The organism is Cellulosimicrobium sp. EB106-03-01-XG111 (assembly GCF_058792115.1).
This window is the reverse complement of the sequence record NZ_JBYTEQ010000015.1, coordinates 14,679-28,226: the sequence shown is the minus strand read 5'-3', so window position 1 is coordinate 28,226 and position 13,548 is coordinate 14,679. Positions and strand designations below refer to the sequence as shown.

Genomic DNA, 13,548 nt, shown 5'->3' with positions numbered 1-13,548 from the left:
CCGGTCAGCCCGACTCTCGGTCGTCGCGCGGCCGGTCCGCGGAGGGGCGGCCGCTGCGGGCGGCGCGCTCGGCGGCCTCGGCGACGTTGCGCTGCATCCCGCCGAACACCACGCCGTGGAACGGCTTGACCGCCCACCAGTAGAGCTGGCCCGCGAGCCCGTGGGGGTGGAACAGCGCGCGCTGCGCGAAGTACGTGCGGCCCGGCCCGCTGGCGTCCTCGGGGGAGGGCCCCGGCGCGTCGGGGTCGGTCGCGTCCGGGAGCTCGGCCGCGGCCTCGTCGACGCGCAGCTCGAGCCAGGCGAGGCCCGGGAGCCGCATCTCGGCACGCAGCAGCAGCCGGCGGTCGGGCTCGATCGCCTCGACGCGCCACCAGTCGAGCTCGTCGTCCACGCGGAGGTAGCGCTCGTCGCGCCGGCCGCGGCGCAGGCCCGGCCCGCCGACGACCCGGTCCATGAGGCCGCGCACGCGCCACGCGAGCGACCACGAGTACCAGCCGCCCTGCCCGCCGATCTCCTCGATCACGCGCCAGAGCACCTCGCGCGGCGCGTCCACGACGGTGCGGCGCTCGTCCACGTAGAGCGAGCCGCCCGCCCAGTCGGGGTCGCTCGGCAGCGGGTCCGACGGCGCACCCGGCACCGACGCCGACGACCAGCGCGTCGTGACCTCGCCGTCGTGGATGCGCTCGAGCGCGAGCTCGACGGCCCGGTCGAACCCGATGAGCCCTTCGGGCGGGTCGGGCACGTACTGCGCGATGTCGTGCTCGTGGCACACGACCTCGTGCTGGAGCGACTCGACGAGAGGCCGCGCGATGCCGCTCGGCACGGGCGTCACGAGCCCCACCCAGTGCGACGACAGCCGGGGCGTGAGCACCGGCACGCTGACGATGCGCCGCCGGGGGAGGTTCGCCACGCGCGCGTAGCGCTGCATCATGTCGCGGTAGGTGAGCACGTCGGGACCGCCGATGTCGAAGCCGCGCGAGACGTCGTCGGGCATCGAGGCCGAGCCCACGAGGTAGCGCAGGACGTCGCGGACCGCGATCGGCTGGATGCGGTTGTCGACCCACTTCGGGGTCGTCATGGCCGGGAGCCGCTCGGTGAGGTAGCGCATCATCTCGAACGACGCCGAGCCCGACCCGAGGATCACCGCGGCGCGCAGGACCGTCGTCGGGACGCCCGACGCGAGCAGGATCTCCCCGACCTCCTTGCGCGACGCGAGGTGCGGCGACAGCTCGCCCTCCGGCACGTCGGGGAACAGCCCGCCGAGGTAGACGATGCGCCGCACGCCGGCCTCGCGCGCCGCGCGGGCGAACGTCAGCGCGGTGCGCCGGTCGCGGACCTCGAACGTGCGCCCGGTGCCGAGCGAGTGCACGAGGTAGTACGCCACGTCGGCGCCCTCGAGCGCCGCCCGGATCTGGTCCAGGTCGCTCGCGTCCGCCTCGACGAGCTCGACGTCGTCCGCCCACTCGCGGCCCGCGAGCCGTTCGGGGTGCCGGGCGAGCGCACGGACCTCGAAGCCGGCGCGGAGCAGCTCGGGCACGAGCCGCCCTCCGACGTACCCGGTGACCCCGGTGACCGCGGCCCTCATCCGAGCAGCTCCAGGACCTCGCGCTCGGCGCGCGTCTGCGAGCGCGTCGACCCGATGGTCTCGCCGCGCTCCCACAGGTCGAACAGCCGCGGGTCGATGTACGACGACCGCGCCACGGCGGGCGTGTTCCCGAGCTCCTCCGCGACGTCCTTGACGATCCCCGTGACGACCCGGCGCCGGGCGCGCTCGGACGCGGGCGCCGTGCCGGCGTCGGCCAGCGCGCGCGCCGCGAGCACCGTCGCGTGCCACGTGCGGAAGTCCTTGGGCGTCGCGTCGTCGCCCAGCCGCTCCTTGATGCCGGCCTGCACGTCGGCGCTCGTGACGTCGTGCCACACGGCGCTGCCGGTCGCGTCAACGTCGCGCCACGCGAGCAGCTCGACGCCGCCGCGGCGCCGCTTGAGGGTCGTCACGAGCTCGGCGACGACCGGGTCGTCGACGACCACGTCGCGCACCTGGCCCGACTTCGCCGGGTAGTGGAAGTGCACGCTCCCGTCGCGGCGGACGCGCGCGTGCTCCTTGCGGATCGTGGCGAGGCCGTAGCTGTTGTTCTGCTTCGCGTAGATCTCGCCGCCCGCCCGGAAGTACGCGAGGTCGAGCAGCCGGAACGCGAGCGCCAGCACCTTGTCGCGCGGCATCCCGGGCAGCTCGAGCTCGCGCGCGACCCGGCGCCGGGCGGCGGGCAGCCGACGGCCGACGTCGAGCACGTGGTCGTGCTTGCGGCGCGCCCGCCGCACCTGCCACTGCTCGTGGTAGAGGTACTGGCCGCGCCCGGCGACGTCCCGGCCGAACGCCTGGATGTGCCCGTTGGGGTACCGGCAGATCCAGACGTCGGACCACGCGGGCGGGACCGCGAGGCGCTCGCACCGCACGACCTCCTCCTCGTCGGCCAGGGGCAGGCCCTCGACGTCGAGGAACACCCACGCGTCGCCCTTCGGGCGGCGGGTGTACCCCGGCGAGGTCACGGTCACGCGGCGCAGTCGCACCAGGACAGTGTCGGGCCGACGCGCGTCCGTCGCCCGTCAGAGCGCGGGGAGGCGGACCATGCCCTCCTGGGCGATCGACGCGACGAGCGTGCCGTCCTGCGCGAACACCCGCGCCGCGCCGAGACCGCGGCCGCCCTGGGCGCTCGGGGCCGACTGGACGTAGAGCAGCCACTCGTCCACGCGTGCGTCGCGGTGCCACCACATCGCGTGGTCGAGGCTCGCGATCGACATGTCGGGCGTGACCCAGCTCGTGCCCGCCTGCCGCAGGATCGGCTCGAGCATCACCTGGTCGCACGCGTACGCCATGAGCGCGCGGTGCAGCAGCTGGTCGTCACCGACGTCGCCCCGCGCCCGCATCCACACCATCTGGTGGTCCTTGGGCTCGTGGTCCGGGTGCAGGTAGAGCGACCCGCCCACGTGCCGCAGCTCGAACGCCGAGTGGTGCGACCAGAACCGGGCGATGGGGTGGTCGATGCCGCCGAGCACGTCGAGCGCGGACGGCACGTCCTCGGGGGCCGGGGCGTCGGGCATCTCGGACGAGTGCTCGATGCCGCCCTGCTCCTCCTGGAACGAGGAGATCATCGACAGGATCGGCTTGCCGTGCTGGATCGCGTGCGTCCGGCGGGCGCTGAACGAGCGCCCGTCGCGCAGCCGCTCGACCGCGAAGTCGATGGGCACGTCGAGGCCGCCGGGTCGCAGGAAGTACCCGTGCAGCGAGTGGGGGAGCCGGCCCTCGGGGACCGTGCGGCCCGCGGCGAGGACCGCCTGCGCGAGCACCTGCCCGCCGTAGACGCGGCCCGTCGGCTGGTGCACGGAGACCCCGCGGAAGTGCTCCGGGTCGGCGGCCGACCCGTCGCCGTCGCCGACCCGCTCGAGGCGCAGCACGTCGAGGAGGTGGTTCAGCGGGTTCGGGACCTGCTCGCGCGGGGCGGCGTCCGACGTCGGGCCGGGGGAGGCCGACGAGGTCGACGGCGGGGTGGGCTCGGGGGTCACGGGTGGGGGCTCCTTCGCTCGGGCGGCGGGTCGGTCAGTCCTCGAAGGTGTTGAGGAGGGAGTGCGCCGCGCGCTCCAGATAGTCCCACAGCGTCGCCTCCTGGATCGGCGGCAGGTCCAGGGTGTCGACGGCGGCGCGCATGTGCGCGAGCCAGCGGTCGCGCGCGTCGGGGTTGACCTTGAAGGGCGCGTGCCGCATGCGCAGGCGGGGGTGCCCGCGCTGCTCGCTGTACGTCGTCGGGCCGCCCCAGTACTGCTCGAGGAACGCGGTGAGCCGCCATCGCGCCGGGCCGAGGTCCTCCTCCGGGTACATGGGCCGCATGACCGGGTCGTCCGCGACGCCCTCGTAGAACGCGTCGACGAGCCGCACGAACGTCTCGTGGCCGCCGACCTCGTCGTAGAACGTGCGGCTCGGGCGGACCGGCGCGGCCGCGTCCGCGGGGCCGGCCGGTGCGCCGTTCGAGAGACCGGCGACGGGCAGCGTCGGGCGGGGGGTGGGCTCGGTCGTCACCGGCCCATCATCGCACCGGCCGCGGCGCGCTCCCGAGCCCGGAGCCGTCGCCCGGGGTGGTCCGGGCGCACGTCACAGCCCGAGCTCGGCGAGCACCGGCAGGTTCTCGCGGACGACGGCGCGCGCCTGGGCCGCGCTCTCCGCCTCGACCGCGAGGCGCGCGAGCCGTCGGCACTCGTCGACGTCGACCTCGCGCAGGAGCGCCGCGACGTCGGGGATGGCGCGGGCCGTCATGGACAGCGACGACACCCCGAGCCCGACGAGCACGACGGCGAGCACCGGCTGGGACGCCGCCTCGCCGCACACCCCCACGGGCCGGCCCTGCTGGGCCCCGCCCGCGCACGTCGCCTCGACGAGCCGGAGGACGGCAGGCTGCCACGGGTCGCTCAGCTCGGCGAGCGACCCGAGGAGCCGGTCCGCGGCCATCGTGTACTGCGTGAGGTCGTTCGTGCCGATGGACGCGAAGGCCGCGCGCGCGAGGATCGGCCCGGAGAGCAGGGCCGCGCTCGGGACCTCGACCATGACGCCCGCCACGTCGAGCCCGTGCGCGCGGCAGCGCTCGACGAACCACTCGGTCTCCCCGACGGTCGAGACCATGGGCGCCATGACCCACACCTCGGCCTCCTCGGCCGCGGCCGCCTGCGCGATCGCGTCGAGCTGCTGCTCGAGGAGCTCGGGCCAGCGGGCGGCGGTGCGCAGCCCGCGCACGCCGAGCGCCGGGTTCTCCTCGTCGTCGACCGTGAGGAAGTGCAGCGGCTTGTCCGCGCCGGAGTCGAGGGTGCGGATCACGACCTTGCGCCCGCCGAACTCGTGGAAGACGGTGCGGTAGGCGGCGACCTGCTCCTCGACGGTCGGCGGCTGCTCGCGGTCCAGGAAGCAGAACTCGGACCGGAACAGCCCGACGCCCTCCGCGCCGGACGCGGCCGCCGCCGCGGCACCCGCCGGGTCGCCGACGTTCGCGAGGAGCTGCACGCGGTGCCCGTCGCGCGTGCGCCCCGTGCCGTCGAACGTGCGCACCTGCTGCGAGCGGGCCCGCGCCGCGGCCACCTGCTCGGGCGACGGGTGCACGACGACGGTCCCCGCCGCGCCGTCGACGAGGACGACGTCCTCGGGGGCGAGCGCCGCGCTCGCTCCCGTGGCCGCGACGACGGCGGGGATGCCCTTGGCGTTCGCGACGATCGCGGTGTGCGACGTCGGCCCGGCGCCGTCGGTGACGATCGCGAGCACGCGCGCGGGGTCGAGCGCGGCCGTGGCCGACGGCGCGAGGTCGTACGCGACGAGGACGAACGGCTCGGCGTGCTCGGGCACCCCGGGCGCGGGGCGGTCGGTGAGGGCCGCGACGAGCCGGTCGCGGACGTCCGCGACGTCGCGGGCGCGCTCGGCGAAGTACCCGCCGAGCTCGGTGAACTGCCGCACGACCTCCTCCGCGGCCTCCCACACCGCGCGCTCGGGCACCAGGTGTTCGTCGAGCACGCGGCGCCGCGCGTCGGCCGCGAGCGTGGGGTCGGCCGCCATGGCCGCCGTCGCCTCGAGCACGTCGCGCGCGTCGCCGTCGGCGGCGTCGGCCGCGCGCTGGAGGTCGCCCGCGACCTGCTCCGCCGCGGCGTCGACACGCCGGGCCTGCGCCTCGTGGTCCTCGCGCGGGCCCATCCGCAGCCCGGGTGCCGGCTCGTCGATCGCCTCCGGCATGAGCACCACCGGCCCGACGACCGTGCCGGGGCACACGCCGATGCCCGTGATGACCTGCCGTGCCTCGTCCTCGGTTCCGCCCGTCACGACCCTCGCTCCTGTCCGCCTCGGGCGTGCGACCCGGGTGCCCGGGCCGGTGCGCACGCGTGCCCGTCACGGTCCGACCGCCAGGCCGCCGCGCACGTCCCTGTTGCGGGGGCGTTGCGGGGCCGCGTCGATCCGGTGACAACCTCGCCAGGAGACTAGGCTGTTCCCAGGTGCTCGGCACCCCGACACCCCGGATCCCCCGCGCGGATCCCCACCCGCGACTCGCCTCAGGAGACACTTTCGATGAGCACCCCCTCGGACCAGAAGGCACAGAACATCCTCGACGCCCTCGGGGGTCAGGGCAACGTGGTCGACCTCGAGCCGTGCATCACGCGCCTGCGCGTCGAGGTCACGGACCCCCAGCTCGTCGACGAGGCGCGGCTCAAGGCGACGGGCGCGTTCGGCGTCGTGCGCTCGGGCCGCGTCGTCCAGGTCATCGTCGGCCCGGAGGCCGACAACCTCGCCGCGGAGCTCGACGGCCTGCGCTGAGCCTCCACCGGGTCCCTCCCCACGGAGGGACCGGCGCCGTCGTGGTCGTGCCCGACGGCGCCGCGCGGCTCAGGACGCCGGGCCCCCCGCCGTGTCCTGCACCACGGTCGCCGCGGCGGCGCCGCGCCTCTCGCGGGCCGCCTGCGCGGACCTGTCGTCCGGGTCCTCGGGCCGCGCGTCTGCCCGGTCGTCGGGCAGGGACGGGGAGTGGTCGAGGACGACCACCTGCTGCGCCCCGGCGAGCGGGATGCGCGCGTCGGACAGCGCCTGCCGGACGCGCGAGCGCAGCGCGCGCGCCACCTCCCACTGCATCGCGGCCTGCGTCTTCACCTGCACCTTGAGCTGCAGGGCCTCGGCCGTCATGGCCTCGATGCCCGTGACCTCGGGCGGCTCGAGGAAGTACGTGCCGAGCACCGGGTCGCTCCCGACGTCCTCGGCGGCCGCGAGCAGCGCCGCGCGCACGGCCTCGACATCGGCCCAGTACGCGACGCGGACGTCCACCACCGCGCGTCCCCACTCCTGGGTCTTGTTGCCCGTGCGCAGGATCTCGCCGTTCCGGACGAACCACAGCGTGCCGTTGCCGTCGCGGACCTTCGTCACGCGCAGCGCGACCTCCTCGACGGTGCCCGTGACCTCGCCGAAGTCGACCGTGTCGCCCACGCCGTACTGGTCCTCGAGGAGCATGAACGTGCCCGAGAGGAAGTCCTTCACGAGGCTCTGCGCGCCGAAGCCCAGCGCGACGCCCGCGATCCCGGCCGACGCGAGGAACGGCGCGATGTTCACGCCGAGCTCGGTGAGGACCATGAGCACGATCGTCGCGCCGATGACGATGTTCGCGGTCGAGCGCAGCACCGAGCCCACGGTCCGCGCCCGCTGCGCCCGACGGGCGCTCGCGAGCGGGTTCGCGCGCAGCAGCACCGTGCCGACCTCGGACTGGCCCAGGCCCTTGAGCCGCTTGCCCCGCAGCGTGGGCGTGCCCTCGGCGATGTGCTCGGAGACGCGGCGGATGAGCCGGCGCACGACCGCGAGGACGAGCGCGCCGATCACGACGATGAGCAGGACGCGCAGCGGGAGGCCGACGAACCACTCGAACCAGTCGTCGGGGTTGCTCGCGTCGAAGCCGTTCGCGAGCTCTTCCGTGACCTCCGCGGGCGCGCGCACGGCAGGAGCGAGAAGGGGGAGGGACATGCGGGCAGGGTACCCGGGGCACATGAGAGCGCCCCGGGCACGCCGGGCGATCGTCCTGCCCGCAAGGCCCTGGTCTGGCAGGATGCAGGCGTGAGCGAACCCCCGCAGACGGACCTGCCCGAGCCGTTGGTGCAGCTGGCCGACGCCCACGGCGTCGCGTCCGACTTCTGGGACTTCGACGGGACGCGCCGCCAGGTCCGGGCCTCCACCCTCGTCGCCGTGCTGGAGGCCCTCGGCGTCCCCGCGTCGTCCCCGGAGAAGGTCGCCGTCAGCCTCGAGCACTCGCGCGACGACGCGTGGCGGCAGATGCTGCCCCCGACCGTGGTCGTCCGGCAGGGGGACGCGGTGCCGGTCCCCGTGCACGTCCAGGACGGCTCCGCCGTCGACGTCTGGGTCGAGCTCGAGGCCGAGCAGGGCCGCCCCGGCGGCGCGGGCGGCCACCACGCCGCCCGCCCTGCGCGCGAGCGTCGCGACCTCGGCCAGCTCGACCTGTTCGTCGAGCCGCGCACCGTCGACGGCCGGCGCGTCGGCCGCGCGACGTTCGAGATCCCGGCCGACCTGCCCCTCGGGTGGCACGACCTCCACGCCGAGAGCGACGGTGCCCACGCGCGCGCGACGCTCGTCGTGACGCCGCAGCGGCTCGAGCTGCCCGCCGCCGTCGCGGAACGCCGCGCGTGGGGCTTCATGGCCCAGCTGTACTCGGTGCGCTCGCGCGCGTCCTGGGGCGTCGGCGACCTGGCCGACCTGGCGGACCTCGCCTGGCTCGCCGCGCACGAGGCCGGCGCGGACTTCGTCCTCGTCAACCCGCTGCACGCCGCCGAGCCGCGCACCCCCATGACGCCCTCGCCCTACCTCCCGACGAGCCGGCGCTTCGTCAACCCGCTGTACATCCGGGTCGAGGACATCCGCGAGACGGGGTACCTGTCCGCGGCCGACCGCTCGCTCGTCGAGTGGGCGTTCGACCCGGTGCGCGACCTCGACACCGACCCCGGCCCCATCGACCGCGACGCCGCGTGGGAGGCCAAGAAGGCGGCGCTCGAGGTCGTGTTCACCGCGCCCCGGTCGACCGCCCGGCAGGCGTCGCTCGACGCGTTCCGCGCCGAGCAGGGCAAGGGGCTCGAGGACTTCGCCACGTGGTGCGCGCTCGCCGACCACTACGGCGACCGCGACTGGCCGCCCGGCGCGTCCGACCCGAACGGCCCGACCGTCGCGGCGCTGCGCGAGCAGCTCGCCGACCGCGTCGAGTTCTACTGCTGGCTCCAGTGGGTGGCCGACGAGCAGCTGCGCGTCGCCCAGCGCACCGCGCGCGAGGCGGGGATGTCGGTGGGGATCATGCACGACCTCGCGGTCGGCGTGCACCCCGAGGGCGCGGACGTCTGGTCGCACCGGGGCGTGCTGGCCACCGGGGTGTCCGTCGGGGCGCCGCCGGACATGTACAACCAGCAGGGGCAGAACTGGTCCCAGCCGCCGTGGCACCCGCGCGCGCTCGCGCGGGCCGGGTACGCCCCGTACCGCGACATGCTGCGCACCGTCCTGCGGCACGCGGGCGCGATCCGGATCGACCACGTCATCGGCCTGTTCCGGCTGTGGTGGATACCGGGCGGCGCGCGCGCCGACGCGGGCGCGTACGTCCGCTACGACCACGAGGCCCTCGTCGGCATCCTGTGCCTCGAGGCGCACCGCGCGGGCGCGATGGTCATCGGCGAGGACCTCGGCGTGTTCGAGCCCTGGGTGCGCGACTACCTCGCGGACCGCGGCGTCCTCGGCACGTCCGTCCTGTGGTTCGAGAAGACCGACGACGGCCGTCCGCTGCCCCCGGAGGACTACCGGCGCCTCGCGCTCGCGACCGTCACGACGCACGACCTGCCGCCCACGGCCGGGTACCTCGCGGGCGAGCACGTCGAGCTGCGTGACCGTCTGGGCGTGCTCACGGAGGACGTCGCCGACGTGCGGCGTGCCGCGCGCGCCGAGCGGGATGCGATGATCGCGTTCCTGCGCGAGCGCTCGCTCGTGGGCGAGGACCCGTCCGAGCGCGAGCTCGTCGAGGCTCTGCACCGGCTCGTCCGCAGCACCCCCGCCGTGCTGCTCGGCGTCTCGCTGGCCGACGCCGTGGGGGAGCGCCGCTCGCAGAACCAGCCCGGAACGGACCAGGAGTACCCGAACTGGAAGGTGCCGCTCGGCGACTCGTCGGGCAACCTCGTCCTGCTCGAGGACCTCTTCGACTCCGCCCGCCTGCGCTCGCTCGCCAAGGCGATGAACGACTCCCTCTGACCGCCCGAGCCGCCCGAGCAGGCCGTCCTGGCCCGTCCTGGCCGCCGCACGCGCCGGGACCGCCTGCTCGACGCGCCGGTACCGCCTGGTCGAGGACCCGCGCGGACCCACGCCGGACGACGAGCGCCGGGCCGCTCCGTCGGACGGAGCGACCCGGCGCGGGATCGTGAGGGGCGCCGGCCCGGCGGGTCAGGCGTCGGCGGCCTGGGCGGCGAGGGCGCGCTCGACGCCGGCGAGGTTCTCCACGACGAGCCGGCGCAGCGCGGGGGCGGCGTCGGCGTTCGCGTCGAGCCACTCCTGCGTCGCGTCGCGCAGCACCGTGCTCGCGAGCGGCGCGGGGTAGAGGCCAGTGACGAGCGCCTCGGCGATGTGGTACGACCGCTGGTCCCACAGGGGGAGCAGCGCGTCGAAGTACGCGCCGACGAGCGGGGCGAGCGACTCGGGGTCGTTGACGTGCTGGAACCCGAGCGTGGTGGCGCGGACGATCGCGTTGGGGGCGTCGTCCGAGCCGACGAGGCGGTCGAACGCGGCGCGCTTCGCCGCGGCGGTGGGCACGGTCGCGCGGGCCCGCGCGGCGGACTGCTGACCCGTCGCGGTCGAGTCGGCGTCGAGCGTCGCCTCGATCTCGGCGTCGTCCGCGAGGTCGAGCAGGACGAGCCCCTCGAGGATCTCCCAGCGCAGGTCGGTGTCGATCTCGAGCCCGTCGAGGGCCGCGGAGCCGTCGAGCAGCGACCGCAGCGCCTCGCCGTGCGCGGGCGTGGACGCGAGGTGCGCGAAGAACTTCACGAGCTGGAACTGCAGGTCCGAGCCCGGGGCGGCGTCCTGCGCGAGCGACCAGAGCACGTCGCCGACGTGCGCGAGCGTCTCCTCGCGGCGCTCCGGCGCGACGTACGTCTTCGCGGCGAGCGCGAGCTGGTTGAGCGTCGTACGGATCGTCGTCGACTCGGTCTCGCGGGCGATGTTGCCCAGCACGAGGCGCACGTAGTCGCTGGCCGGGGTCTCGCCGTCGCGCGTCGCGTCCCACGCGGAGCCCCAGACGAGCGAGCGGGCCAGCGGGTCGGCGAGGTCCGCGAGGTGCTCGGTCGCGACCTGGAGCGACGCGGGGTCGAGACGGATCTTCGCGTACGCGAGGTCGTCGTCGTTGAGCAGGACCAGCTGCGGGCGGTCGAGGCCGAGCAGCTCGGGGATCTCGGTGCGCGGCCCGGCCACGTCGACCTCGGTGCGGTGCACGCGGGTCAGGATCTGTTCGCCGTCGACGTCCTGCACGTCGTAGAAGCCGATCCCGAGCCGGTGCGGACGCAGCGTCGGGTGGTCGGCGGCCGCCGTCTGCACCACGGAGAAGGTGGTGAAGCGGCCGTGGGCGTCGAGGTCGAACTCGGGTCGCAGCGTGTTCACGCCCGCGGTCTCCAGCCACAGCGCGGACCACGCGGTGAGGTCGCGGCCGCTCGTGGTCTCGAGCTCGACGAGCAGGTCGCGCAGCTCCGTGTTGCCCCACGCGTGCTTGCGGAAGTAGGCCGCGACGCCGGCGAGGAACTGCTCCTTGCCGACCCACGCGACGAGCTGCTTGAGCACGGACGCGCCCTTGGCGTAGGTGATGCCGTCGAAGTTGACGAACACGTCCTCGAGGTCGTTGATCGTCGCGACGATGGGGTGCGTCGAGGGCAGCTGGTCCTGGCGGTAGGCCCAGGACTTCTCCATCGCGGCGAACGTCGTCCAGGCCTCGCGCCACTCGGTCGCCTCGGCGGTCGCGAGCGTCGACGCGTACTCCGCGAACGACTCGTTGAGCCACAGGTCGTTCCACCACTTCATGGTCACGAGGTCGCCGAACCACATGTGCGCGAGCTCGTGGAGGATCGTCACGACGCGACGCTCCTTGACCGCGTCGGTGACCTTGGACCGGAAGACGTACGTCTCGGTGAACGTCACGCACCCGGCGTTCTCCATCGCGCCCATGTTGTACTCGGGCACGAAGAGCTGGTCGTACTTGTCGAACGGGTACGGGTGCTCGAACGCGGACTCGAAGAACGCGAAGCCCTCGCGCGTCTTGTCGAACACGTAGTCGGCGTCCATGTGGTCGGCGAGCGACGCGCGGCAGAAGACCCCGAGCGGGATCGTGCGGCCGTCGGACGACGTGAGCTCGCTGCGCTCCACGACGTAGGGACCCGCGACGAGCGCGGTGATGTACGACGAGATGCGCGGCGTCGGCTCGAACGCCCAGCGTGCGACCTCGACGTCGCCGGCGCCGGTGCCGGTCGGGTCGGCCTTCGTGCCGAGCGCCTCGGGTGCGGGCGTCGGCTGGTTGCTCACGACCTCCCACGCCGCGGGCGCGGTGACCGTGAACGCGAACGTGGCCTTGAGGTCGGGCTGCTCGAACACGGCGAACACGCGCCGCGAGTCGGGGACCTCGAACTGCGTGTAGAGGTAGACCTCGCCGTCGACCGGGTCGACGAACCGGTGCAGGCCCTCGCCCGTGTTCGTGTACGCGCAGTCGGCGACGACGCGCAGCTCGTTGTCGGCCGCGAGGCCGTCGAGCGCGATGCGCGAGTCGGCGAACACCTGCGCCGGGTCGAGCGGGCGGCCGTTGAGCACGACCTCGCGCAAGGTCGGCGCGACGAGGTCGACGAACGTGCTCGCGCCCTCGGTCGCGGTGAACCGCACCACGGTCGTCGACGCGAACGTCGTCGCCCCCGTCGTGAGGTCGAGGTCGACCTCGTAGGACTGGACGTCGACGATCGCCGCGCGCTCGCTCGCCTCGGCGCGGGTGAGGTTCTCTCCGGGCACTGCATCTCCTCGGTCTCGTGGTCGGGCCGGTCGGCCTCGACGGCGGCCTGTGGGCCACGGACGATCATCCCACGCGTGCCCGCGCCCGCTCCCGGGAATACGCTGCGGTCGCGCGGTGTCGGAACGGGGTGGGGACGCCGTCGGCCCGGCCGCGCGCGCCCCGGCGACCCGGACCCCCGGGCGCGACCCACGACGAAGGAGACCGCCCCGTGACGCTCACCGCGACGACCGACCCGACCGCGACCGAGGACGACCTGCGCGTCGCCGACTTCTGGTTCGACCCCGTGTGCCCGTGGGCGTGGATGACGAGCCGCTGGATGGGCGAGGTCGAGCAGGTGCGCGACGTCACCGTCCGCTGGCACGTGATGAGCCTCGCGGTGCTCAACGAGGGCCGGGACCTGCCGGAGGAGTACCGCGAGCTCATGGAGAAGGCGTGGGGCCCGGTGCGCGTGGTCACCGCCGCGCGCGTCGAGCACGGCGAGGACGTCGTCAAGCCCCTCTACGACGCGATCGGGACGCGCCTGCACCCGGGCGGCCGCGCGGACTACGACGCCGTGGTGCGCGAGGCGCTCGCCGAGGTGGGCCTGCCCGCGTCGCTCGCGGAGGCGGCGGGCTCCGACGCCTACGACGAGCAGCTGCGCGCGTCGCACGCCGAGGGCATCGGTCGCGTCGGCGAGGACGTCGGGACGCCCGTCGTCGCGTTCGGCGGGACGGCGTTCTTCGGCCCCGTGGTGACGCCCGCCCCGAAGGGCGAGGCCGCCGGGCGGCTGTGGGACGGGTGCGTGCTGGTCGCGAGCACGCCGGGCTTCTTCGAGCTCAAGCGCACGCGCACCCAGGGCCCGGTCTTCGGCTGACGGCACGGGCACGGCGTCGCCTCGTGCGGACGTCGTGCCGACGACGTGCAGACCCCGGGGGCGGGGGCGTCGCGGGGCTCCCGGGGTTCGACCGGTGCGGGTGGCTCGTGCCATGCT

At 74.8% G+C, this 13,548-nt stretch carries 10 protein-coding genes; 3 read left to right on the top strand and 7 right to left on the bottom strand.

The genetic code is table 11. The features are described 5' to 3' along the window. Positions 1-4: 4 nt before the first annotated feature. From AC3WT4_RS12365 to ptsP, 5 genes are all read right to left on the bottom strand, one after another. On the bottom strand, positions 5-1,585 hold the full coding sequence (locus AC3WT4_RS12365) for an SDR family oxidoreductase (protein WP_108051288.1): 1,581 nt from the start codon (positions 1,583-1,585) through the stop codon (positions 5-7). Then, entirely contained in the window at positions 1,582-2,571 is a 990-nt protein-coding gene (locus AC3WT4_RS12360; protein WP_074810569.1) for a DNA topoisomerase IB, read from the bottom strand. The genes AC3WT4_RS12365 and AC3WT4_RS12360 overlap by 4 nt, the downstream gene beginning before the upstream one ends. A 33-nt stretch (positions 2,572-2,604) precedes the next feature. Then, complete coding sequence (locus AC3WT4_RS12355; protein ID WP_255437056.1) at positions 2,605-3,453, bottom strand: acyl-CoA thioesterase; 849 nt, start codon at positions 3,451-3,453, stop codon at positions 2,605-2,607. A gap of 142 nt (positions 3,454-3,595) precedes the next feature. Further along, entirely contained in the window at positions 3,596-4,042 is a 447-nt protein-coding gene (locus AC3WT4_RS12350) for a globin (RefSeq protein WP_074810727.1), read from the bottom strand. Between the two features lie 102 nt (positions 4,043-4,144). Continuing rightward, the gene (gene ptsP / locus AC3WT4_RS12345) at positions 4,145-5,848 is read right to left on the bottom strand and encodes a phosphoenolpyruvate--protein phosphotransferase (protein ID WP_074810565.1); all 1,704 of its coding nucleotides are present in this window, start codon (positions 5,846-5,848) and stop codon (positions 4,145-4,147) included. A 207-nt stretch (positions 5,849-6,055) separates the two neighbouring features. Here ptsP and AC3WT4_RS12340 point away from each other — a divergent pair, with 207 nt between their 5' ends. Beyond that, positions 6,056-6,337 carry a PTS sugar transporter subunit IIB gene (locus tag AC3WT4_RS12340; protein WP_255181276.1) on the top strand — a complete coding sequence of 94 codons (282 nt, stop codon included), beginning with the start codon at positions 6,056-6,058 and terminating at the stop codon, positions 6,335-6,337. Positions 6,338-6,406: 69 nt separating this feature from the next. Here AC3WT4_RS12340 and AC3WT4_RS12335 read toward each other — a convergent pair whose 3' ends face one another. Next, complete coding sequence (locus tag AC3WT4_RS12335) at positions 6,407-7,525, bottom strand: mechanosensitive ion channel family protein (protein WP_492315567.1); 1,119 nt, start codon at positions 7,523-7,525, stop codon at positions 6,407-6,409. Between the two features lie 90 nt (positions 7,526-7,615). On the opposite strand from AC3WT4_RS12335, the gene malQ reads away from it, so the two are divergent. Then, positions 7,616-9,796 carry a 4-alpha-glucanotransferase gene (gene malQ, locus AC3WT4_RS12330; RefSeq protein WP_108051292.1) on the top strand — a complete coding sequence of 727 codons (2,181 nt, stop codon included), beginning with the start codon at positions 7,616-7,618 and terminating at the stop codon, positions 9,794-9,796. A 189-nt stretch (positions 9,797-9,985) separates the two neighbouring features. Here malQ and pepN read toward each other — a convergent pair whose 3' ends face one another. Then, positions 9,986-12,577, bottom strand: a complete 2,592-nt coding sequence (gene pepN, locus AC3WT4_RS12325; protein WP_492315566.1) for an aminopeptidase N — start codon at positions 12,575-12,577, stop codon at positions 9,986-9,988. A gap of 209 nt (positions 12,578-12,786) precedes the next feature. Between pepN and AC3WT4_RS12320 the strand changes: the two genes are divergently transcribed. After that, positions 12,787-13,431, top strand: coding sequence for a mycothiol-dependent nitroreductase Rv2466c family protein (locus tag AC3WT4_RS12320; RefSeq protein ID WP_492315565.1), 645 nt, complete (start codon positions 12,787-12,789; stop codon positions 13,429-13,431). Positions 13,432-13,548: the final 117 nt, after the last annotated feature.

Excerpts from the sequence above, each read along its gene's own strand:
- AC3WT4_RS12335 (WP_492315567.1), bottom strand. The coding sequence starts at position 7,525 with ATGTCCCTCCCCCTTCTCGCTCCTGCCGTGCGCGCGCCCGCGGAGGTC.
- AC3WT4_RS12365 (WP_108051288.1), bottom strand. The coding sequence starts at position 1,585 with ATGAGGGCCGCGGTCACCGGGGTCACCGGGTACGTCGGAGGGCGGCTC.